23 protein-coding genes, 1 tRNA gene and 1 pseudogene are annotated in these 21,965 nt (G+C 71.3%); 14 read left to right on the top strand and 11 right to left on the bottom strand.

What is annotated here, in order from left to right; all coding sequences use genetic code 11:
• Window positions 1-208: 208 nt before the first annotated feature.
• The 3 genes from FV226_RS09640 (at window position 209) to FV226_RS09630 (ending at window position 3,090) form a co-directional block, all read left to right on the top strand.
• Window positions 209-667, top strand: coding sequence for an NUDIX hydrolase (locus FV226_RS09640; RefSeq protein ID WP_147762735.1), 459 nt, complete (start codon window positions 209-211; stop codon window positions 665-667).
• A 118-nt stretch (window positions 668-785) separates the two neighbouring features.
• Window positions 786-860 (top strand) — tRNA-Thr (locus tag FV226_RS09635).
• 247 nt (window positions 861-1,107) lie between these two features.
• Complete coding sequence (locus FV226_RS09630) at window positions 1,108-3,090, top strand: alpha/beta hydrolase domain-containing protein (RefSeq protein ID WP_147762734.1); 1,983 nt, start codon at window positions 1,108-1,110, stop codon at window positions 3,088-3,090.
• A 234-nt stretch (window positions 3,091-3,324) separates the two neighbouring features.
• On the opposite strand, the gene FV226_RS28945 is transcribed toward FV226_RS09630, so the two are convergent.
• From FV226_RS28945 to FV226_RS09600, 7 genes are all read right to left on the bottom strand, one after another.
• The gene (locus FV226_RS28945) at window positions 3,325-3,453 is read right to left on the bottom strand and encodes a hypothetical protein (RefSeq protein ID WP_281406033.1); all 129 of its coding nucleotides are present in this window, start codon (window positions 3,451-3,453) and stop codon (window positions 3,325-3,327) included.
• A 96-nt stretch (window positions 3,454-3,549) separates the two neighbouring features.
• On the bottom strand, window positions 3,550-3,825 hold the full coding sequence (locus tag FV226_RS09625; protein WP_147762733.1) for an adenylosuccinate synthase: 276 nt from the start codon (window positions 3,823-3,825) through the stop codon (window positions 3,550-3,552).
• A 20-nt stretch (window positions 3,826-3,845) separates the two neighbouring features.
• Window positions 3,846-4,061, bottom strand: a complete 216-nt coding sequence (locus FV226_RS09620) for a Trm112 family protein (protein WP_147762732.1) — start codon at window positions 4,059-4,061, stop codon at window positions 3,846-3,848.
• Between the two features lie 85 nt (window positions 4,062-4,146).
• On the bottom strand, window positions 4,147-4,815 hold the full coding sequence (locus FV226_RS09615; RefSeq protein ID WP_147762731.1) for an LON peptidase substrate-binding domain-containing protein: 669 nt from the start codon (window positions 4,813-4,815) through the stop codon (window positions 4,147-4,149).
• Window positions 4,816-4,852: 37 nt separating this feature from the next.
• Window positions 4,853-5,767, bottom strand: a complete 915-nt coding sequence (locus FV226_RS09610; RefSeq protein WP_147762730.1) for a co-chaperone YbbN — start codon at window positions 5,765-5,767, stop codon at window positions 4,853-4,855.
• Window positions 5,768-5,995: 228 nt separating this feature from the next.
• Window positions 5,996-6,478, bottom strand: coding sequence for a hypothetical protein (locus tag FV226_RS09605; RefSeq protein ID WP_147753790.1), 483 nt, complete (start codon window positions 6,476-6,478; stop codon window positions 5,996-5,998).
• 69 nt (window positions 6,479-6,547) lie between these two features.
• On the bottom strand, window positions 6,548-7,525 hold the full coding sequence (locus FV226_RS09600) for a glutathione S-transferase family protein (protein WP_147762729.1): 978 nt from the start codon (window positions 7,523-7,525) through the stop codon (window positions 6,548-6,550).
• A gap of 192 nt (window positions 7,526-7,717) precedes the next feature.
• On the opposite strand from FV226_RS09600, the gene FV226_RS09595 reads away from it, so the two are divergent.
• Entirely contained in the window at window positions 7,718-7,945 is a 228-nt protein-coding gene (locus FV226_RS09595; protein WP_147753788.1) for a hypothetical protein, read from the top strand.
• Between the two features lie 92 nt (window positions 7,946-8,037).
• Here the strand turns inward: FV226_RS09595 and FV226_RS09590 are convergent, their stop codons facing one another.
• The gene (locus FV226_RS09590; RefSeq protein ID WP_147762728.1) at window positions 8,038-8,964 is read right to left on the bottom strand and encodes a hypothetical protein; all 927 of its coding nucleotides are present in this window, start codon (window positions 8,962-8,964) and stop codon (window positions 8,038-8,040) included.
• A 73-nt stretch (window positions 8,965-9,037) separates the two neighbouring features.
• On the opposite strand from FV226_RS09590, the gene FV226_RS09585 reads away from it, so the two are divergent.
• From FV226_RS09585 to purQ, 10 genes are all read left to right on the top strand, one after another.
• Entirely contained in the window at window positions 9,038-10,168 is a 1,131-nt protein-coding gene (locus FV226_RS09585) for a spore photoproduct lyase family protein (protein ID WP_246691539.1), read from the top strand.
• A 44-nt stretch (window positions 10,169-10,212) separates the two neighbouring features.
• Entirely contained in the window at window positions 10,213-10,767 is a 555-nt protein-coding gene (locus FV226_RS09580; protein WP_147762727.1) for a 2'-5' RNA ligase family protein, read from the top strand.
• A 14-nt stretch (window positions 10,768-10,781) separates the two neighbouring features.
• The gene (locus FV226_RS09575; RefSeq protein WP_147762726.1) at window positions 10,782-11,540 is read left to right on the top strand and encodes a phosphatase PAP2 family protein; all 759 of its coding nucleotides are present in this window, start codon (window positions 10,782-10,784) and stop codon (window positions 11,538-11,540) included.
• Window positions 11,541-11,659: 119 nt separating this feature from the next.
• Entirely contained in the window at window positions 11,660-11,998 is a 339-nt protein-coding gene (locus FV226_RS09570; protein WP_187278727.1) for a PilZ domain-containing protein, read from the top strand.
• A 69-nt stretch (window positions 11,999-12,067) separates the two neighbouring features.
• Window positions 12,068-13,372 carry a Gfo/Idh/MocA family oxidoreductase gene (locus FV226_RS09565; protein ID WP_147762724.1) on the top strand — a complete coding sequence of 435 codons (1,305 nt, stop codon included), beginning with the start codon at window positions 12,068-12,070 and terminating at the stop codon, window positions 13,370-13,372.
• Window positions 13,373-13,439: 67 nt separating this feature from the next.
• On the top strand, window positions 13,440-14,834 hold the full coding sequence (locus FV226_RS09560) for an ActS/PrrB/RegB family redox-sensitive histidine kinase (RefSeq protein ID WP_147762723.1): 1,395 nt from the start codon (window positions 13,440-13,442) through the stop codon (window positions 14,832-14,834).
• Between the two features lie 39 nt (window positions 14,835-14,873).
• Window positions 14,874-15,473, top strand: a complete 600-nt coding sequence (locus FV226_RS09555; RefSeq protein WP_147754105.1) for an ActR/PrrA/RegA family redox response regulator transcription factor — start codon at window positions 14,874-14,876, stop codon at window positions 15,471-15,473.
• Between the two features lie 112 nt (window positions 15,474-15,585).
• Window positions 15,586-15,825: a hypothetical protein gene (locus FV226_RS09550; RefSeq protein ID WP_147762722.1), complete on the top strand. Its 240-nt coding sequence runs from the start codon at window positions 15,586-15,588 to the stop codon at window positions 15,823-15,825.
• Window positions 15,826-15,913: 88 nt separating this feature from the next.
• Window positions 15,914-16,153 carry a phosphoribosylformylglycinamidine synthase subunit PurS gene (purS, locus tag FV226_RS09545; protein ID WP_147762721.1) on the top strand — a complete coding sequence of 80 codons (240 nt, stop codon included), beginning with the start codon at window positions 15,914-15,916 and terminating at the stop codon, window positions 16,151-16,153.
• On the top strand, window positions 16,153-16,833 hold the full coding sequence (gene purQ / locus FV226_RS09540) for a phosphoribosylformylglycinamidine synthase subunit PurQ (RefSeq protein WP_147762720.1): 681 nt from the start codon (window positions 16,153-16,155) through the stop codon (window positions 16,831-16,833). Before purS ends, purQ begins: the two co-directional genes overlap by 1 nt.
• A 610-nt stretch (window positions 16,834-17,443) precedes the next feature.
• Here the strand turns inward: purQ and FV226_RS09535 are convergent.
• The 3 genes and pseudogenes from FV226_RS09535 to FV226_RS09525 form a co-directional block, all read right to left on the bottom strand.
• Window positions 17,444-19,864, bottom strand: a complete 2,421-nt coding sequence (locus tag FV226_RS09535) for a penicillin-binding protein 1A (RefSeq protein ID WP_147754101.1) — start codon at window positions 19,862-19,864, stop codon at window positions 17,444-17,446.
• A gap of 181 nt (window positions 19,865-20,045) precedes the next feature.
• Window positions 20,046-21,311, bottom strand: coding sequence for an N-acetylmuramoyl-L-alanine amidase (locus FV226_RS09530; RefSeq protein WP_147762719.1), 1,266 nt, complete (start codon window positions 21,309-21,311; stop codon window positions 20,046-20,048).
• A 323-nt stretch (window positions 21,312-21,634) separates the two neighbouring features.
• Window positions 21,635-21,965 (bottom strand): annotated as a pseudogene (locus FV226_RS09525) (Phasin); the annotation flags it as partial.

The following is a 21,965-nucleotide window of genomic DNA, read 5'->3' as shown; positions in this document are numbered from 1 at the left end:
GGCGGGGAAATGGCCTGGATGTCGCAGGGCATTCGCTTCCCTGGACGACCCGGATCGATTATTTGCCGGGTAACTATTCGATCCGAGAGGCTTCGCCGCTGTTCCATCCCCGTTCCGGTCCTGGAAACCGCATCGTCCTGGCCGCGACCGGGCCGCACGTGATTGCGCGCCATGCACGCTTCGGCGCGTCCGCCCGGGGGCGGCGGGCATGACGACGATGCCGCTTGACGACGAGCGCGAGGCGCGCCCGCAGGTCGGGGCGCTGCCGTTCCGGCGCGAGCCCGACGGGAGCTACAGCGTCCTCCTCGTCACCTCCCGCGAGAGCCGGCGCTGGGTGATCCCGAAGGGGTGGCCGATGAAGGGGCGCAAGCCGTTCGAGGCGGCGGCACGCGAGGCCTACGAGGAGGCCGGCGTGCTCGGGCAGATCGGCAAGCGGCCGCTCGGCTTCTACCTCTACCAGAAGCGCCTGAAGAACCGCGATGCGGTGCTGTGCCAGGTGAAGGTGTTCCCCCTCGAGGTACGCAAGCACCGCAAGAGCTGGCCGGAGCAGCACGAGCGCGAGCAGCGCTGGTTCACGCCGGCCGAAGCCGCCGAGGCCGTCACCGAACCCGGCCTCGCGGCGATCATCCGCGCGGCGCTGAAGAAGGACGGCCGCGCCAAATCGTGAGCCGTCCGGTCGATTGCGCCGCCAGGACCGCCAGACGCGATTGCCAAGCCGCCGCCGATCCCTTAAAGCCCCTCTCGGTTGGACGGAGACGCCCCCTCGCGGGCCCCGAAAAGCCGTCGCTGCGGTAGCTCAGTGGTAGAGCACCTCATTGGTAATGAGGAGGTCGTGGGTTCGATCCCCCCTCGCAGCACCATCCATCACACCTCGCAAGATCAACGCTCGACCTCTCCGCAGGCGCCCGATACGGGCGCCTTTTTTGCGTCGGCAACATCGATGTCCGACCGCCCGTGCCGTCGATTGCCGCCGGACCGGCGACCGGCTCTCTCGGCTGACAGGTCGGCGAGGTCGGCACCTCTCGGACGACGCACCCCCTCGACGCTTGCCCCAACGTGTGGTTGCTGACCGCACCGGCCTTCTTCGAGCCGGACCAGGGAGTGACCATGCGAACCAACGGCGCCATCCTCGCCGCGCTCGGTTGCGCGCTGTGCGCCGCGCCCGCGGAGGCCCGCATCGTCGGGATCGACGTCACGGCGGTCGAGCCCTTCGCCGACGGAGCCATGTTCGGTGCGGCCGGCGCCTACGAGCGCGTCGTCGGCACGGCCCGCGGCGAGCTCGACCCGGCGGACCCAGCCAACGCCGGCATCGTCGACATCGCGCTGGCGCCGCGAAACGCCCGCGGCCTGGTCGAATACAGGACCGACCTCTTCATGCTGCGCCCGAAGGACCCCGCCCGCGGGAGCGGCACGCTGCTGTTCGAGGTGCTGAACCGCGGCCGCAAGTTCCTGTTCAACTGGGTGCTCGACGCGCCGGCGCAGGCGGCCCAAGCCGTCAACGATCCGCGCTCCGCCGCGGATGCCGGAACCGGCCTCGTCCTGCGCCGCGGCGACACGGTGGTCTGGTCGGGCTGGGAGGCGGACGCCCTGCGCCAACAGGGCGGCATGGCGATCGACGTTCCTGTGGCGACGCGCGACGGCAAGCCGATCGTCGAGACGGTGCGCGACGAGCTCGTCAGCGCCACGCGCGGGCCGCCCGAGGCGCCGTTCTACCTCACCTTCAAGGCCGCGAGCCAGGACAAGGCCGCGAGCCCCGACAAGGCCGGCGCGCAGCTCACCGTCCGCCGCCGCGAGGGCGACCCGCCGCGGCCGGTCCCGGCCGACGCCTGGCACTACGCGACGCCGCGGCAACTCGAGTTGCTGCCCAAGGGCACCAAGCCGCTGCCGGGGTCGCTCTACGAGCTCACCTACCAGGCCACCGAGCCGAAGGTGCTCGGCGTCGGCTTCGCCGCGACGCGGGACGTGGTGGCCTATCTGCGCGGCGCCGCGGCCGACGGGGCGAACCCGGCCGGCGGCTCCATCCGCCACGCCGTCGCCCTCGGCATCTCGCAGAGCGGGCGCTACCTGCGCGACTTCGTCTTCCAGGGCTTCAACCGCGACGAGGCCGGCCGCCGGGTCTTCGACGGCATGCTCTCGCACATCGCGGGCGTCGGCGGGATCTTCCTCAACGCCCGGTTCGGGCAGCCCTCCCGCACCAACACGCAGCACGAGGACCACCTCTATCCCGAGAACGCCTTTCCGTTCTCCACCGCGCGGCAGCACGATCCGATCACCGGCCGGACCGGCGCGCTCCTGCGCGACGACGGCTTCGACCCGCTCCTGATCGAGGTGAACACCGGCACCGAGTATTGGCAGAAGGGCGCCTCGATGCTCACCACGGACCCGCTCGGCCGGTCCGACATGCCGCTGCCCGAGACGTCGCGCGCCTTCCTGGTCTCCAGCGGCTTTCATTACGGGCGCGCCGGCTTGACCTCGACCAAGGGGGCGTGCGCGAACCCGCGCAGCACCCTGAACCCGGCGCCGGCCCTGCGGGCGCTCCTCGTCGCGCTCGAGGAATGGGTGACCGCGGGCAAGGCTCCGCCGGAGAGCCGCGTCCCCCGCCTGTCGGACGGCACGCTGGTGGAGGCCGCCGACGCCGGCTTCCCGTTCCTGGTGGGCATTCCCGTGCCGACGACGCCCAACGCGATCGCGCGGTTTTCCACCTATGTCGACCCGCGCCCCGAGACCGGGCCGCAGTACCGGCCGCTGGTGCCGCGTGTCGACGCGGACGGCAACGAGGCGGCGGGCATCCGCCTGCCCGCGGTCGCGGCCCCGCGCGCGACCTTCACCGGCTGGAACCTCTACGCCGACCCGTTCCCGGCCGGCGCCCTGTGCGATCGCGAGGGAAGCCAGATCGGCTTCGCGCGCACGCGGGCCGAACGCGAGGCGGCCGGCGACCCGCGCCCGTCCCTGGAGGAGCGCTACGCAAGCGCGGACGCCTACGTTGCGGCGGTCACGAAATCCGTCGACGCCCTCGTCGTGGACCGCCTGCTGCTGCGCGAGGACGGCGACCGCCTGATCGCGTCGGCACGCCAGGACGCGGCGCCCTAGCGCATTTTCATGCGAGGTGGATGCCGGCTCGCATGAGGAAAGTGCGACCACATAGCAAGTTATACCAGACCTCGATGAGCCCGACTCATTGAAGTCTGGCCCCCGCAACTGCGGGGCGGCGGCAATCCGCCGGACCTCATGGGTTCCTACCCATGAGACTTGGTATTAGAGCATGTTCCGTGATCCAGAGATCACGGAACATGCTCTCGCGCGATCGATCGCGCGAAACGCGATTCAGCGCGGGGCGGCGGCCGGCTCGGAGATCGACGGCTTGGCCGGCGCGCCCCTCAGGGCGATGAAGGCGCTGCCGAACACGGCCAGCACGATGGCGGCGGCGAAGGTGAGGAAAAGCCAGCGGGGCATGCCGTCCCCTAGCACGGGGGCGGGCGGACGGGCACCGCGGCACGTTCGTCGGCGTGCCTCGCGTCGGCGCGGCTTGCGTCGGCCGAGAGTGCGGCGTCAGGCCGGGTCGATCGCGAATTCCATGCCGCGGCCCGGACCCTGGTCGGCATAGCCGACGAGGACGTAGCCGCGCTCGGCGAGCGCGGTGTCTAGGTGGTCGCGGTGCTTGCGATAGAGCTGCCCGATCGCCAGCGGCGTCAGGCGCGGGTTGCCCTGACGCAGCCGGTCGACGCCGACCTGAAGCGGCGCGCCGTCCCGGTCGGCGATGCGCACGAGGGCCGACGCGAGGTCGGCGGCCTTGGTCTCGGAGGCCGATTTCGCCTTGAAGGCCATGCCTGGCTCCTCGTGCCGGATCAGTCCGTGAGCTGGCGCGCCTCTTCCGGCAGCATGATCGGGATGCCGTCGCGAATCGGATAGGCGAGCTTGGCCGAGCGGCTGATCAGTTCCTGGCGGCCGGCGTCGTAGTCGAGGGTGCCCTTGGTCAGCGGGCAGACCAGCAGCTCGAGCAGCTTCGGGTCGACGCGGGTCGCCTCGACGGCGGTGCCCGGGGTGGTCATGTCCTGCGTCATGCTCTCGATCTCCGTTCGAAGCCGTGCCGGTTGGTAGCGGAGGCGCAGGCGTTCGTCATCGCCGAACCCGCCGTGGGAACGCCCGCTACTGCATCGTCGGCTCGGGCCCGGTGCTGCGCACCATCTCCATCTCGGTGACCGCGACCAGGATCTCGGCGCGGGTCTTCAGGTCGGGCGCCTCGAGCATCGCCTGCTTCTCGCGGACGCCGAACGGGCTCATCATGCAGAGCGCGTTGACCAGCGCCTCGTTCGGGGCCTCCTCGATGCCCGCCCAGTCGACCTTGAGGTCGTTGGAATCGACGAAGTCGCGCAGGGCCCGCAGGACGCCGTCGCGGTCCACGGCGTCTTCCCCGGCGCGCGCGGTGAAGTCGATGGCGAAGTCGTCGTAGCTGACCTGGCAACGGCGGTAGGCGCCGGTGGTGGCGAGCTCGCTCATCACCCGGAAGCGGCCGATGCCGGTCAGCGACAGCAGGTAGCGGCCGTCGCCGGTCTCGGCGAACTGGGTGATGCGGCCGGCGCAGCCGACCCGGTACAGCTTCGGGCTCATCGGCGAGGCGCCGCCCTCGGCGTCCGGCTGGATCATGCCGATGACCCGGTCGGTCCGCAGCGCGTCGTCCACCATGGCGAGGTAGCGCGGCTCGAAGATGTTGAGCGGCATCTGCCCGCGCGGCAGCAGCAGGGCGCCGGGCAGGGGGAAGACCGGGATGACGGGGGGGCAATCGCCCGGACCCTTGTAGCCCGCATGCGTGCTCATGACGCCTCCAGCGATACGAAACCTTCGGAGTCCGACCTCACGCGAACAGCAGCGTCGAGAGCTTGCGCCGCCCGCGGATCGCGGCCGGGTCCATCGGACCCCAGGCCTCGAAGAACTGGAGCAGCTGCTTGCGCGCGCCGTCCTCGTTCCAGGTGCGGTCCCGGCGGATGATCTCGATCAGGTGATCGACCGCCTTCTCGCGCTCGTTCCCGGCGTTGAGCCCGAGCGCCAGGTCGAACCGGGCCTGATGCGCGTCGGCGTTGGCAGCGACCTCGGCCTCGAGGCCGGCGAGGTCGCCGAGCGCGGCGGCCTGCTCGGCCAGCTCGATCGCGGCGCGGATGCCGGCGAGCCCCGGGTCGGCGGCCTTGGCCTCCGGCACCATCGCGAGCACCTGCTTGGCGTTCTCCAACTCGCCCGCGTCGAGCTGGATCTTGGCGAGGCCGGCGAGTGCCGCGACGTTGTCGGGCTGCTGCCCGAGCACGGCGGCATAGAGCTCGGAGGCGCCGGCGAGGTCGCCCTCCTCCAGCGCCTGCGCGGCTTCCGCCATCACTTGGTCGATCTCGCTCGGCCCGGCGAGACGATCGAAGAACGTCTTGATCTGGGCCTCGGGCAGGGCGCCCTCGAACATGTCGACCGGGCGGCCCTGGTCGATGGCGACCACGGCGGGCACGCCCTGCAGGCCGAGCTGCTGGCCGATCTGGCCCCAGACCGCCGGATGCTCGTCGACGTTCATCTTGACGAGGACGACCTTGCCGGCGGCCACGCGGACGAACTTTTCGAGCACCGCCAGCAGCGTCTTGCTCGACGGGGCGCGGGGCGACCAGAACAGGACCAGCACGGGACGGTTCGCCGACTCGGCGATCACGTCCTGCCGGAATCCGGTCGTGGTGGTCTCTCGGATTAGGTCGGACGCACCGGGATGCGCGTCCGTCGCGAGCGTGTCGTTCAGCATGCGGTATCGGGCCTTGGAACCAAGTGTCGCCTGACGCGGTACATGGGACTCAGGCGCCCGGCTGACCAGTGCGGAACGCGCTCTGTCCGCAAGGGAATCCGTGCGCCAGGTCGCCGCCGGTGCGATCTTGCCGCCATCCTCGTCTGGCCGGCGTCGCGACGCGAGACATGCCCCCCCGGGAGCGATCTCCCGGAGGCGGAGTGGCCGACGTCTTCGAAAAAGCGCGGCTTATTGCGCGGGGGCGCCCGAGGCGGCCTTCGCCTGCGTCACGAAGGTGCCGGCGAAGGTGCGCCCGTCCGGCGCCGAAGCCTCGCAGGCGATGGTGGTCTTGCCCGGGGCCGGGGTCGAGAAGGTGCAGGCGCCGACCGCCGGCGTCGGATTGCGCACGATTCCCTTGTCGCTCGACGTGCCGGCGGTGACGAGGTTGATCGGCTGGAGCGGATCGGTCTCCTCCGTGCGCTCCTGCTGCGCGCCGGTGCCGCTGAAGCTCAGGGTGCGACCGTCGGTGGTGGTGAAGTCGAAGGTCGTGCGGCGGCGCTCGGCGGCGTTCCCGAGCGTCGGCTTGCAGGCGGCGGTGGCGTCCTTGCCCTCGATCACCAGCTTCTCGCAGGTGCCCTCGAGCTGCACCGCCGCCTGCGACCAGGCGGGGCCGGCGAGCGCCAGGGGCGCGGCGAGGAGGGCGAGGCGGCGGAGCGTCTGTGCGATCGTCATGGCGGCGATCTAACGCGCCGCGCGCATCCGTCGAGTCCGGTTTGCAAGTTCGCGCCACAAGTTCGCGCTTCACGCGCCGAAGCGCAGGGCCCTGTCGTTGGGCGCGGCGAAGTCCAGGTCCGGCCCCGCCGGCACGATGCCCGTCGGGTTGATGGTCGGGTGGCTCTCGTAATAGTGCCGCTTGATGTGGACGAGGTTCACCGTCCCGGCGACGCCCGGCAGGGCGTAGAGGTCGCGCAGGTAGTTCGACAGGTTCGGGTAGTCGGCGATGCGCCGCCGGTTGCACTTGAAGTGCCCGACATAGACCGCATCGAACCGCACCAGCGTCGTGAACAGCCGGATGTCGGCCTCGGTCAGCCGCGCGCCGCAGAGATAGCGCTGGCCGTCGAGGCGCGCTTCGAGGGCGTCGAGCTCGGAGAACAGCGCGGCGAAGGCCTCCTCGTAGACGGATTGTTCGGTGGCGAAGCCCGCCTTGTAGACGCCGTTGTTGACCCGGTCGTAGACCCGGGCGTTCACGGCATCGATCGCCGCGCGGAGGTCGTCCGGGCAGAGGTCCGGCCCGGTGCCGCCGAAGGCCGAATCGAACATGCGGATGATCTCGGCCGACTCGTTCGAGACGATCGTCCGCTTCTTGCGGTCCCACAGCACCGGCACGGTGACGCGGCCGGTATAGTGCGGGTCGGCGGCGCGGTAGACCTCGTAGAGCCGCGTCGCGTGGTGGATCGGATCGGGGGTGGCGCCCGGGCTGTCGCCGAACACCCAACCCTCCGAGCCCATGTGCGGATCGACGACGGAGACGGAGATCGCGTCCTCCAGGCCTTTCAGCGCTCGCACGATGAGGGCGCGGTGCGCCCACGGGCAGGCGAGCGAGACGTAGAGGTGGTAGCGACCCGGCTCGGCCGCGAATCCGCCCTCCCCCGAGGGGCCCGGCGCGCCGTCGGTCGTGACCCAGTTGCGGAACGCCGAGGCCTTGCGCTCGAAGCGGCCGCCCGTCGACTTGGTGTCGTACCATTGGTCCTGCCAGGCGCCGTCGACGAGCAATCCCATGCGATGCGTTTCCGGTGCTGCGCGCGTCCGCCCGCCCCTCGGGCCGGCCTTGCGCGGAAGGGAAGAAGGGTCGGTGCAAAACCTAGCCCGTTTCCTGCTTGGTTGTCTGGCTTGGCTATCTTGCTCGGCGGTTGCGGCCGGGCCGTGGGACGCCCGGCGCGACCGCGCCGAGATGGCCTGAATGGAGGATCGATGTCGCTCGCCCTCGCGATTCCCGCCGCCGAGGCGGCCGTGTTCACCGCCGGATGCGCCGCGATCCACGGGTTGCGGCGGCAGGCCGACGGGGTGACGCTGGGCCTGGCTGGAATCCTCGCGATCCTCGTCCTGCTGTTCGGCATCGCCGCGACGCCGGACGGGTACCGCGCCTTCCAAATCGACGACGCCCTGACGGAGACCAGCCTGGTCCAGCCGACGCCCTGAGCCGAGCCGCATCGGCAACGCGACCCTGCTCAGGTCCTTGGTCCGTCGCAAGTTTTTGACGCAAAACCGGCGGCCACTTTTGCAAAACTCGCTTAGACCGTCGCGACCCTGCGCCCGGCGGCCACGTCGAAGTCGTCGCTCGGCAGGCGGGCGAGGAAGCGCTCGGCCAGCTCGAACAGCAGGATGTCGGGGCGCACCCGCTCGACGTAGGCCCAATCGAGGTTCGCCGACCACACGAAGTGCACCTCGGCGAAGCTCTCGGCGAGCAGCCCCGTGAGCAGCATGGGCGCGAAATGCGCGTAGGAATCGCCGAACAGCACCACGCGCCGCGGGTCCGCGGCCGGGTTGTCGTTGCGGTAGACCACGTGCGCCCCCGTGTGCAGGTCGCGCTCGCGGCCCTCCGCCTCGTAGGCCGCGAGCAGCGCGCCGGCCTCGACGCGCACCGCGTCCCGCTGGATCTGCGGGCGCACCAGCCGCTCGACCGGCCGGCCCGGCAGCTTGGCGCCGAGGTCCATCACCCGATCCATGACGAGGGCGGGACGCGCACCGATGTCGGCCGGCGGGATCGCGGCGAGGGCACGCATCAGCTCGCGGTAGGCGAGCAGGCACCCGTCCGCCGACCAATGCGTGTCGGTCTTCAGGTAGAGGGGCGCCGGCCCGTCGCGGGCGGCGCGGAAGGGGCCGAGCAGGTCGAGGTAGGCGGCCTGTCCCGCGAGCTTGCGGGCGAGCCGCCGGGTCGAGGCGCGCGACGGGTCGTAGGGCAGGTCGATCGTCATGTGGTCGTAGACCGAGAGCTTCTCGGGCACGATGAACTGGACGCAGCGGATGCCGAGGCGGGCGGCGCGGGCGGCGCGCGCTGTCATCAGCCGGGTCCAGCCGCGCAGGGTCCACCATTGGCGCAAGGTGCCGCGGTAGCGCTCCATGACGTCGTTGCTGCCGCCGATCAGGAACAGCCAGCCGTCGCGCCCCTCGTGGACGGTTTCCCGGACGGGGGGGACGGGAGAACGCTGCGAGGCCATGGCGGTGCTTTAGCCGCAGGCCGCGCCCGGCGGAAGTCAGGAGCCGGCGCAGGGGCCGCGGCGTTCGCAAACCATGGAGACCGCCCAGACCCTCGCGCCGCCACCGGCCCTCGCGCCGCCGTCGTCGGCTCCCTCGCCCGCCCGGCCGGCGCGCCTGTGGCGACCGCGGCGCGTGCTGGTGACGCCGGCTGCCCTGGAGCACACGCACGGACGGGCGATGCTCGCCCGCGCGGAGGCGCAGGGCATCCCAGTCGAACGCCTGGCCGCCAACCGCCTCACCGGCCTGCGCCACGCCGACCCGCGCCGGGCCTACGTCGAGGCGAAGGCGACGCTCGCCCTCGTCGTGGCGCCGCCGACCAAGCTCCGGCTGCAGCCGATCCCGCCCTCGGCCGACTGGCGCTTCGACCTGGCCGAGGGCTGCCCGGCCCATTGCCAGTACTGCTACCTCGCCGGCTCGCTCTCCGGGCCGCCGGTGACGCGCGCCTACGCCAACCTCGACGCGATCCTCGGGAATCTCGAAGCTTACCTCGGCCAGGGCGCGGTCACCTCCGCCCAGGCCGAGCGGGCGCAGGAGGGCACCACCTTCGAGGCCTCGTGCTACACCGATCCGCTGGGCATTGAGCACCTCACCGGGTCGCTCTCGGCGGCGATCCGGCATTTCGGCGCCTGGGAGGCGCCGGTGCAATTGCGCTTCACCACCAAGTTCGCCGCCGTCGAGCCGCTGCTCGACCTTCCGCACCGCCGCCGCACCCGCATCCGGTTCTCGGTCAACGCCCGCGCCGCCACGCGCTACGAGGGCGGCACCGCGAGCCTCGACGCCCGGCTCGGGGCGATGCGGGCGGTGGCGCTGGCGGGCTATCCCGTCGGCCTCACCATCGCGCCGATCCTGCCGGTGCCGGACTGGGAGGCGGGCTACGCCGCGCTGATCCGCGAGGCGGCCGAGGCTTTGGCGGACGTGCCCGACCTCGACCTGACCGCCGAGCTGATCACCCACCGCTTCACGCCGGGCTCGAAGCAGGTGCTGCAGGGCTGGTATCCGGGCTCCGACCTGCCGCTCGACGAGGCCGGGCGCACGAAGAAGCTCACCAAGTTCGGCTCTGTGAAGTACGTCTTCCCCAAAGACGTGATGGGCGCGATGCGCGCCACCCTGTTCGCTGCGCTCGCCCGCGACCTGCCCGCCGCGCGAATCCTCTACTGGACCTGACCGCGCCCCGCGCCATCTTCGTTCGGCCGCGACCGAGAGCCCGCATGCCCGATACGCCGACACGAAACACCGGGGAGCCGGGCGCCGACGCGGCGCCGCTGATCCTGACGCTCGCCTTCGATGCGGGGACGTTCGCGCGGTTCGACGGCCTGCGCCGGCGCCACTTCCCGAAGGCGCTGAACCACATTCCGGCCCATGCCACGCTGTTCCACAACCTGCCGGGCGCGGCCGAGCCCGGGGTGCGCGAGACGATCGCGATGCTCGCCCGCACCGTGCCGCCGCCGGTGGTCGCGGTGACGGGCCTGCGCTTCACAGGCCGCGGGGTCGCCTACGTGCTCGAATCCGAGGCGCTGTCGGCGTTTCGCGCACGCCTGGCCAAGACCTTCGAGGCGCACCTCACGGCGCAGGACAAGCAGGGCTGGCGCCCGCACGTCACCGTGCAGAACAAGGTCGATCCCGAGACCGCCCGCGCGCTCCACGCCGCCCTCGCCGACGACTTCGCGCCGTTCCACTTCACCGCGCCGGCGACGCGGCTCTGGCGCTATCTCGGCGGCCCGTGGGCCGAGCGGGCGCAGTTCGCGTTCGGTGAGAACGCGTGAGCGGGATGTCGCCGATGCGTGCGCCCACCTTCGTCCGCCGCATCCCCTTCCTCTCCCACGCCACCTCCGTCTGGCTCCGGCTGCGCCTCAACGAGGTCGGGCCGCTGCTGGCGCTGATCTGCGTCAGCGGGCTCGGCTACGCGTTCTTCGCGCTCGCCCACGAGGTCGGCGAGGGCTCCACCGAGGCGCTCGACCGCCGGATCCTGCTGGCCCTGCGCAACCCCGCCGACCTCTCCGATCCGATCGGGCCGCCCTGGCTCGAAGAGACGATGCGCGACATCACCGGGCTCGGCAGCGTCTTCACCATCGTCCTCCTCACCGTGGCGGTGGCGGCCTACCTCGCCCTGTCGGGCAAGCGCCGGGTCGGCCTGTTCGTGGTCGGCGCGGTCGGCGGCGGCGAATTGGTCTCGACGGTGCTGAAGCTGTTCTATCACCGCCCGCGGCCGGACCTGGTGCCGCACGGCATGGACGTGTTCACCGCGAGTTTCCCAAGCGGGCACGCCATGATGTCGGCGATCGCCTACCTGACCCTGGCGACGCTGATCGCGCGGATCGACCGCCACCGCCGGGTCAAGGCGCTGGTGCTGGCGCTGGGCGTCGCCATGACCCTGCTGGTCGGGATCAGCCGGATCTATCTCGGCGTCCACTGGCCGAGCGACGTGCTGGCCGGCTGGTGCATCGGCGCCGCCTGGGCGGCTCTCTGCTGGTTCGTGGCGCTCCAGCTTCAGCGCAGCGGCGGCGTCGAGGCCCCCGACCCGCCCCCGCCCGAGTGACGCGCCGGCTGCGGCCAGGCGTTAAGCTTAACGAATGGTTACGCCTGACTCTAGGAAGCCTTTCATGCTTGGCTGCATTATCAAAGTAGCAACCTGAGATGGGAAACACGCCTGTGACCTTGACGACGCCCCCGATCGAGCGCCGCCAAAGTGATCGCCGTCGCGCCTGCTACGGCGGCACCCTGCGCATCGCGGCCTTCCTCCCCGAAGTCGAATGCCGCCTGCGGGATCATTCGCTCACCGGCGTCCGCATCGTGATCGCGGAGGACGTGGTTCTGCCGCGCGTCATCGACCTCACGGTGGCCTGCCGCGATCAGACCCGCCGCGCCGAGATCGTCTGGCGCAGCGGCACCCAGGCCGGCCTCGCCTTCCTCGAAGGACCGCCGCGCGAGGTCGCGACGGAGGTCGACGCGCGCGCCGCCTGGAACGCGGCCGCCCCGCCCGACCGGCTGCACTGAGCCGAAGCGCGGAACTCTGCCAACCGGCGCCGGGTTTCCCCGCCTCTCAACCGACCGAGACGGGGTGGCATGGCGGACGATTTCGGGCTCTCGCGACGGACCCTGCTGCGGGCCGGCGGCGTCACCCTCACCGGCGCCGCCCTCGGGGCGGCGGACGCGGCCCGCGCAGGCACGACGCCCGGGCCGACCGTGCCCGCCGACACCGGCGCCGTGCAGGGCGGCCGGGTGCAGTTTCCGAACTGGCGCGGCCAGGGCGACCGGCCGCCGGCGCCGACACCCGCGCCGCAGCCGCCGGGGCAGCGCGTCGGCTACTGCGTCGTCGGCCTCGGCCGCCTCAGCCTCGACGAGATCCTCCCGGCCCTGTCCCAGACCAAGCGCTCGCGGCTCGTGGCGCTGATGTCGGGCACGCCGGACAAGGCGAAGCTCGTCGCGCAGCAATACGGCGTGCCCGAGAGCGCGGTCTACGGCTACGGCGACTGGGACAAGCTGAAGGCCAACCCGGAGATCCAGGCGGTCTACGTCGTCACCCCGAACGCGGTGCACCACGACAACGTCGCGGCCGCGGCGGCGGCCGGCAAGCACGTGCTGTGCGAGAAGCCGATGGCGGCCTCCTCCGCGGAGGCGCGGGCGATGATCGCGGCGTGCGAGCGCGCCAAGGTCAAGCTGATGATCGCCTATCGCTGCCAGTACGAGCCGTACAACCGCGAGGTGGTGCGCCTCGTCCGATCGGGCGAATTCGGCAAGCCGCGGATGATCCAGGCCTTCAACGGCCAAACCTCGGGGCTGCCGGAGCAATGGCGCCTGAAGAAGGCGCTCTCGGGCGGCGGCGCCCTGCCCGACATCGGGCTCTACTGCCTCAACGGCGTTCGGGCGCTGCTCGGCGAGGAGCCGGACCTGATCCAGGCGCAGACGCATTCGCCGGCAGACGACCCGAAGTTCCGCGAGGTCGAGGAGGGCGTGAGCTTCACCCTGCGCTTCCCGTCGGGCGTGCTGGCGCAATGCATGACCAGCTACGGCGTCCACGAATCGCGCCGCCTGACCGTGCATACGGGGGGCGCCGACATCGATCTGCAGAACGCCTTCGCCTATGTCGGCCAGCGCCTCGTGGTCACCCACCGCGACGGCAAGGTGGTGTCGCAGGACACCAAGGTGATCGGCGCCAAGAACCAGTTCGCCCTGGAGATGGACCACTTCTCGCGCTGCATCCAGGAGAACCGCCGGCCGCGGACGCCGGGCGAGGAGGGTCTTCAGGACCACGTGCTGATGGAGGCGATCTACGAGGCGGCCCGCACCGGCGCGCCGGTGTCGATCCCGCCCGTCCCCGGTGCCGGCCTCGACGCCACCCGTGGCCCCGAACTCGACGAGGCGGGCTGAGGCGCAAGGCGGGAGGATCGTCGCGGGCTCTGGATCGGCCCGCCCCCGGCTCTATCGTTAGGCCATCATGCTCGACACCGATCCGAGCGGCTTCGTCCGCGACGCGCGCCACCTGCGCCTCGACACGTTCGTGCGCCTGCGCTGGCTTGCGATCACCGGGCAGAGCGCGGCCGTGGTCGGAGCGCAGTTCGGCCTCGGGCTCGGGCTGCCGTTCGGCTGGTGCTTCCTGGCGATCGCCGCCTCGTCCTGGCTGAACCTCGGCCTGCGCATCCGCTTCCCGGCGAGCTACCGGCTGAGCGCGGATTCCGCCGCCCTGCTGCTGGCCTTCGACATCGTGCAGCTCGCCGTGCTGCTGTTCCTCACCGGCGGCCTGCAGAACCCGTTCTCGCTGCTGTTCCTCGCCCCCGTCCTCATCTCGGCGACCGCACTGCCGCCGGAACGGACCTTGGCGCTCGGCCTGCTGGCGATCGGGCTCGCGACGCTGCTGGCCTTGGTCCACCGCCCGCTGCCGTGGTTCGCCGACGGGCGGATCGAGTTGCCGTTCCTCTACGTCTCCGGCGTGTGGACGGCGATCCTGCTCGGCACGGCCTTCACCGGCGTCTACGCCTGGCGAGTCGCGGAGGAGACGCGCCAGCTCGCGCAGGCGCTGGCCGCGACGGAGCTGGTGCTGGCCCGCGAGCAGCACCTGTCGCAGCTCGACGGCCTTGCCGCGGCGGCGGCGCATGAGCTCGGCACGCCGCTCGGCACGATCATGGTGGTGACCAAGGAGCTGGTGCGCCAACTCGGGCCCGACGCGCCGCCGGCGGTTGCCGAGGATCTGCAGCTCCTGCGCGAGCAGGTCGACCGCTGCCGCGGCATCCTCTCGAAGCTGACGTCGCTCGACGGCGACGGCGCCGGCTTCCTCGAGACCTTGAGCTTCAGCCATTTGATCGAGGAACTGGTGGCGCCGCACCGGGCGATGGGCATCGCCCTCGACATCTCGAGCCAGGGCGACGCCCCGGAACCGGATTGCCGCCGCAACGCCGGCGTGATGTTCGGGCTCGGCAACATCCTCGACAACGCGGTCGATTTCGCCGACGCCCGCGTGGTGATCGAGGGCCGCTGGACGCTGGACCGGGTGACGCTCGAGATCCGCGACGACGGCCCCGGCTTCTCCGCCGAGGTGCTGCTGCGGGCGGGCGAGCCCTACGTGACCACCCGCAGCCCCGACCGCGGGGCGGGGCAGGCGCAGGGCGGCACGGTCGGCGCCGGCCTCGGCCTCGGGCTGTTCATCGCCAAGACGCTGATCGAGCGCTCGGGCGCGCAGATCACCCTGTCCAACGCCTCGGCGCCGGGCACGCATGGGGCGCAGGTCCGGATCTCCTGGGCGCGCCACATCTTCGAGCGGGGTGCGGCGCTGCGTCATGCCCCCGAATTCGGCACACGCCCACCCCTGCCCGCGGGCGATGTCGCGCCTATATAAACTCTCAACGAATACAGCGAAATCTTTGAGGAGCTTCTCATGCTGACGCAATCGAGCTCGTCGGGCGCCCCGGATGCCGTGGCGCTCAGCGACGCCGACCCGCTGGCCGCATTCTCCGACCGCAGCCTCCTGATCGTCGACGACGACAAGCCGTTCTCGACCCGGCTCGCCCGTGCGATGGAAGCGCGCGGCTACCACGTCCAGGTCGCCGAGAGCGTGGCCGAAGGCGTGTCCGTGGTCGAGGCGCGGGCGCCCGCCTTCGCGGTGATCGACATGCGGCTCGGCGACGGCAACGGCCTCGACGTGATCGCCCGCCTGAAGGAGCGCCGGCCGGAAGCCCGCGGCGTCATCCTGACCGGCTACGGCAACATCGCCACCGCCGTCACCGCCGTGAAGCTCGGGGCCTTCGACTACCTGGCCAAGCCCGCCGACGCCGACGAGATCCACGGCACGTTGATGGCGCAGCCGGGCGAGCGGGCCGACCCGCCCGAGAACCCGATGTCCGCCGACCGCGTGCGCTGGGAGCACATCCAGCGGGTCTACGAGCTGTGCGGACGGAACGTCAGCGAGACCGCGCGCCGGCTCAACATGCACCGCCGCACCCTGCAGCGCATCCTGGCCAAGCGCGCCCCGCGCTGAGGCGGGGGCCACCCGCGAGGGGCGCTTGCCGGTTGCACAGCATGCGACAATCGGGGTACTGCCGCCGTCGTAAGCGGGACGCGAATCCGTGCCGCCGGCGGAAGGGGTCCTCGTGAACGCCCGCAACCTGATCACGATCCTCAGCATGATGGTGCTGGTGGGAACGGAAGTCTTCGCGGTGGCGATCGCCGCAGGCTGGGCCATCGCAGGCCTGTTCGAACTCGGCGACACCGTCGGCCACGTGCTGATGGGTCTGTTCAGCGTGCTCGCGGCCTGGATCATGTTCCAGCTTTGGCAGCGCGCGACGAGCATCGATCCCTTGCGCGCCGCACCGCGGGCCGCCCGCCGGTGACGGGCGGCCACGACACCCGAGGTGTCGGACCCCGCCCCGACGCCCGCCTCCGCCTCCTTCCGTTCCAGACCCTGCTGAGTGGCCCATCATGAAAGCCCGCATCGTCGTCACGCTGAAGACCGGCGTCCTGGACCCGCAGGGCAAGGCCATCGAGGCCGCGCTGAAGTCCTTCGGCATCGAGTCGATCGAGGGCGTCCGCCAGGGCAAGGTGTTCGACATCGAGGTCGCCGCCACGGACCTGGCCGGCGCCGAGGCCACCCTCAATACGGCCTGCGAGAAGCTCCTGGCCAACACCGTGGTCGAGAACTACGCGATCGAGATCGCGTGATGCGCGCCGCGATCGTCGTCTTCCCAGGCTCGAACCGCGACGCCGACGTCGCCCGCGCGCTCCGGCTTGCCGGCGCGGAGGTCACGACGATGTGGCACGCCGACGCCGCGCTGCCCTCCGGCACCGACCTTGCGGTCCTGCCCGGCGGCTTCTCCTACGGCGACTACCTGCGCTGCGGCGCCATCGCCGGCCGCGCCGCCGCCATGGATGCGGTCCGCGCCCACGCCGCCCGCGGCGGGCTCGTGCTCGGCATCTGCAACGGCTTCCAGATCCTGTGCGAATCCGGCCTGCTGCCGGGCGTGCTGATGCGCAACGTCGATCGCCGCTTCATCTGCCACCGGCAGACCCTGCGCGTCGAGCGCGCCGACACCCGCTTCGCCAGCGCCTACGCCAAGGGCGACGTCATCGACGTCTGCGTCGCGCATGGCGAGGGCAACTACTTCACCGACCCCGACACCCTCGCCCGGATCGAGGGCGAGGACCGGGTCGCGTTCCGATACTGCGACGCCGACGGTCAGGTGACGACGGCCGCCAACCGCAACGGCTCGCTCAATTCCATCGCGGGGATCTACTCCGAGGGCGGCAACGTCCTCGGGATGATGCCGCACCCGGAGAACTTCGTCGAAGGGCTCGTCGGCGGCACCGACGGACGCGGGTTGTTCACCAGCCTTGCGGCCTGAACCTGCGGCGATACTGATCTCGGGTAGGCCCAACGCGGCGACGACTTGAGGAACGCGCCCGCGTTGACGGCGCGTTAACCTCTTTTGTCCAATCTCACCGTAGTCCAGATGTCTGGATGTCGAGTGAGACCTCCGTCCCGCTCTGTTTGATGCCTCCCTGAGACTCCAAAGCCGCCCCCGCAGGGCGGCTTTTTTTGTCTCGGATCGCCAGGCGGCCGACTGACCGCATCGCCGGACCTCACGGCGTTCGGAGCGGGCGCGGGTTCCCTCTCCCGTGCGGGAGAGGGACAGGGTGAGGGATGAGAACTCACCGGAGAGGGCAACACCCCTCGCCCCAACCATTCTTCCCTGGGCAGGGTGTGATCGCAGACGGCGACCTGTTCTTGGGAGAAACCCGCCGGCAGCACCGCGTCATCCCGGGGCCGCGCAGCGGAGCCCGGGATCCAGAACCGCAGGTCGCACCGGACTTGGCACCGTCGGCGGTTCTGGATTCCGGGCTCGCCTGCGGCGCCCCGGAATGACGGTGCGGTGCCGTGTGATCGCCCTGCCCCCGGGGAGAGCGAGCCGTGCGGGGCGACCAGCGATCCGCAGAAAGCCTGGCGGCGTCCGCTCAGTACAGCCCGCCGGCCTGCGCCGCGCGGTCTGCGTCCGCCGGGACGGCGGCGGGGGCCGCGGCCTGGCCCGCCGGGGCGACGTAGGAATCGGGCGGCGCGGTGCCGGGCTTGAACGCCTCGAGGATCGTGCCGGCGCCCTCGCCCGAGCCGGCGCGCATGCCGGAGCCCAAGGCCACGCGGATCAGCTTGATCCCCGGCGGCACCCGGAACGGCGTCGGGGGCTTGTCCTTCAGGGCGACCTTCAGGAAGTCGAGAGCGATCGGCGCGGCGAGCCCGCCGCCGGTGGCGCGGTCGCCGAGCGAGCGCGGCTTGTCGAAGCCGATGTAGATGCCGACCGCGAGGTCCGGCGAGAAGCCGACGAACCACGCGTCCTTGGCGTCGTTGGTGGTGCCGGTCTTGCCGGCGAGCGGCTTGCCGATCTGCTTCAGGATCGTCGCGGTGCCGCGCTGGACCACGCCCTCCATGATCGAGACCATCTGGTAGGCGGTCAGCGGATCGAGCACCTGCTCGGAATCGTCCACCAGCTTCGGCTCGTCCTGGCCCGACCACTTCTCGGCGTCGCAGCCGACGCACTTGCGGCCGTCGTGCCGGTAGATCGTCTCGCCGATCCGGTCCTGGATCCGGTCGATCAGCGTCGGGCGGATGCGGCGGCCGCCGTTGGCCAGCATCGAGTAGGCGGTGACCATCCGCATCACGGTGGTCTCGCCGGCGCCGAGCGACATCGGCAGCACCGGCAGCATGTCGTCGTAGACGCCGAAGCGGCGGGCGTACTCGGCGATCAGCGGCATGCCGACGTCCTTGGCGAGCCGGACCGTCATCAGGTTCTTCGAGTGCTCGATGCCGTAGCGCAGGGTGTGCGGGCCGCCGGACTTGCCGTCGTAGTTCGAGGGCGTCCACGCCTCCTGGCCGGGGCCGGCCTCGATGGTGATCGGGGTGTCCTGAACGATCGAGGACGGGGTGTAGCCGTTGTCGAGCGCCGCCGAGTAGACGATCGGCTTGAACGACGAGCCGGGCTGGCGCATCGCCTGCGTCGCGCGGTTGAACTCGGACTCGTCGTAGGAGAAGCCGCCGACCATGGCGTGCACGCGGCCGGTGTTCGGGTCCATCGCGACGATGCCGCCGGACACCTCGGGCTTCTGGCGCAGCCGGTACTGGCCGCGGCCGCCGTCCATCGCCTCGACGTAGACCATGTCGCCGGCGGTGAGGTTCGCCCGGCCGGCCCAGCGCATGCCCTCGGCGGGGATCGTGCCGGTCTCGCGGTCCTTGGAGACCTGGCCCGAGGCCTCGCGCTTGGGCTGGAGGCCGACCTGCAGGCCGCCGGCGCCTTGCCCGAGCACCACGGCGAGCCGCCACGGGGCGACGTCGCCGAGCGCGCTCACTTCGGAGGCCGCCATGCCCCAGTCGCGCCCGGTCAGGTCGACCTTGGTGACGGGGCCGCGCCAGCCATGCGCCTGGTCGTAGCGCACGAGGCCGTCGACCAGCGCCTTGCGCGCCCAGCCCTGCATCTTCGGGTCGAGGGTGGTGCGCACCGAGAGGCCGCCCTCGTAGAGCTTCTTCTCGCCGTAGCGCTCGGAGATCTCGCGGCGGACCTCCTCGGTGAAGTAGTTGGCGTTGGCGGCGTTCGGGAAGGCGACGCGCGGGTTGACGCCGAGCGGCATCTTCTTGGCGGCGTCGGCCTCCTCCTTGGTGATGTAGTTGTTCTCCGCCATCAGGCGGATGATCTCGTTGCGGCGATCGAGCGCCGCCTGGGTCTTGCGGTAGGGGTGGTAGTTGTTCGGCCCCTTCGGCAGGGCGGCAAGGTAGGCCGCCTCGTTGATCGTCAGCTCGTGCACCGACTTGCCGAAATAGTCCAGGGCCGCCGCGGCGACGCCGTGCAGGTTGCGTCCGGGCACGATGGTGCCGAGGAAGATCTCGTTGAGGTAGAGCTCGAGGATCTTGTCCTTCGAGTAGGTCGCCTCGATGCGGAGCGCGATGAGCGCTTCCTTGATCTTGCGGTCGAAGGTCTGCTCGTTCGACAGAAGGAAGTTCTTGGCCACCTGCTGGGTGATGGTCGAGGCGCCCTGCTTCTTGCCGCTCTTGGCGTTGGTCAGCGCCGCGCGCACGATCCCTTCGGGATCGATGCCGCCGTGCTTGTAGAAGTTCTTGTCCTCGGCCGAGAGGAAGGCGGCGACGATGATCTTCGGCATCGCCTGGATCGGCAGGTAGAGCCGGCGCTCCTTGGCGTACTCGGCCAGCAGCGAGCCGTCGGCGGCGTGGACGCGGGTCATCACCGGCGGCTCGTAGTTGGCGAGCACGGCGTGGTCCGGCAGATCCTGGCTGTACTTCCAGTAGAAGAACGCGCCGCCCGCGGCCGCGAGCACGAACAGGACCGCGCAGGCGCTGAACAGGAAGCCGAAGAAGCGAAGGATGAGGCGCATCCGGTTTCCCGTCGATCGGTTTCGTCGGCCGTGCGCGCGAGCGCATCCGGCTAGGGGGGTCGGGGCTGCCCGCAAGACGCAGGCCGATCCGGCGTGCCCGCAGCCTTGAAGGTCCCCGTCGACGATGACCGATGAGAGGACGGCGCGACGGGGTCTCGAGTGCCCCGTATCGACACCGGATCTATGGTGAAACTGGGGCGATTGCCGCCGAGCGGCGGTTCGGCGAGGCCGGCCGCACCAGGCTGGCGCGGTTGCCGAAGAACTGGTCGATCGCCTTGGCCATCGAGCCGGTGACGGAGGCGCGCCACTCGGCCGATTGCAGCAGGTCGAGGTCGCGCTGGCTCGACAGGTAGCCGAGCTCGACCAGCACGCTCGGCACGTCGGGCGAGCGCAGCACCTTGAAGCCGGCCTCGCGGTGCGGCTTCGTGCTCATCTCCATCACCGGCCCGAGCTGGCCCATCAGGGTCTTGGCGAAGCCGGACGAGAAGCCGCGGGTCTCGCGCAGCGTCAGTTCCTGCAGGATGTCGGCGATCTCAGGCGGACCCTCGCCGGATTCGGCGCCGGCGGCGGCGTCGGCCTTGTTCTCGCGCTCGGCGAGCTTGGCGGATTCGCTGTCGGTGGCCTTCTCGGAGCCGGTGTAGATCGTCGCGCCGCGCACCTGCGGCGCCGACGAGATCGAATCCGCGTGGATCGAGACGAACAGGTCGGCCTTGGCGTCGCGGGCGATGCGCACGCGCTCGGAGAGCGGCACGTAGACGTCGCGGTCGCGGGTCATCGCCACGCGGTAGCGGCCGCCGGCCTCGAGGCGGGCGACCAGCGCCTGGGCGAAGCCGAAGACGATGTCCTTCTCGAACACGCCGCCCACCGCGATCGCGCCGGGATCGATGCCGCCGTGGCCGGCGTCGACGACGATCAGCGGGCGGCGGTCTCCGGCCTCCACCGGCGCCACCGCCTTGCCGGAGGCGGGCGCGAGGTCGCCGGCGCTCGCCGCCTTGCGGAAGCTGTCGCGGTCGGCGCGCTGGAACGGGACGGTGAGGACCACGGCGCCGTCGCGGGGACGCGTCGTCGTCTCGATCCGCCCGACCGTGGCGGGGCCGGCGAGGTCGACGACGATGCGCGAGCGGCCCGGCGCGAAGAGGCCGTAGCGGAACGACTGCACCAGGCCCTCGCGGCGGCGGCCGGTCTCGGGGGCGAGCTGGAAGTTGACCTCGGCGAGGTCGATCACCGCCCGGTCCGGGCGCTCCATGACGAAGGCGCGAGCGTCGACCGGCTTCGACAGGGTGAGGGTGAGCTTGGTGCCAGCAGGCGAGGCGGCGAGGTCGGCCGCGATCGCGACCGCCGGCGGCGCCCGGTCCTGCGCATGCGTCGGCGACACGGCGAGCGCCGGGTTCAGGGCCACGGCCAGCGTGAGGATCGCGGAACGGATCAGGCGCGCGGATCGCAGCATCGGTCGGCCTCCCGAGCCTCCGATACGGCATAGGAGCGACATGGTTAACCGAAGGTTTCCGGCTACGCTTCGTTCGGGCGGCGGCTGTGGCCGCGCCGCGACAGGGGATTGGCGCGGGGAGGCGGGAGCGCTTACGCGCACATCCGCTCTTTGGGGAGCTGCCGGGTTCACGCAGTTCGCCGCGCATGCCGAACCAAGCGCGGGTCCCCTCTCCCGACCGGGAGAGGGGACCGTGCCGTGCTCCGCGCGATCCGTCCAGAGCGGGCATGCGGACAGGTATGAATTCGACAGCGCTGAGGGGGGATAGGCGCGCCGCGCCTCCCTCAGCGCTGCGCGACCATCCGCGTCGCGCGCCGGGCGAGCTCGCTCCAGCAGGTGAGCGAGGCGTCGGCCGCGCGCTGCATCTCGTTGACCTGCAGGCGGATCGCGTCGGCCGGCGAGCGCGCGTCCTTGAGGGCGTTGAGGTGGGTGAGGACCGCGGAACTCTCGTCGCGCATGAAGGCGAACAGGGTCTCGCCGAGGCCTTCGAGGTCCTGGCGCAGGGCCGGGACGGGACGGCGGCCGGCCCGCCAGGAGGCCGGCGAGGGCAGCGCGCCGTCCGACAGACTCACCGGCGCCTCGCCGGCCTCGGCCGGTGCGGACACGGGCTCGGGC

It is taken from the genome of Methylobacterium sp. WL12 (assembly GCF_008039475.1).
In the GTDB taxonomy this organism is placed as follows: domain Bacteria; phylum Pseudomonadota; class Alphaproteobacteria; order Rhizobiales; family Beijerinckiaceae; genus Methylobacterium; species Methylobacterium cerastii.
The sequence above is the reverse complement of the archived record's forward strand: the minus strand, read 5'-3'. Positions and strand labels throughout refer to the sequence as shown.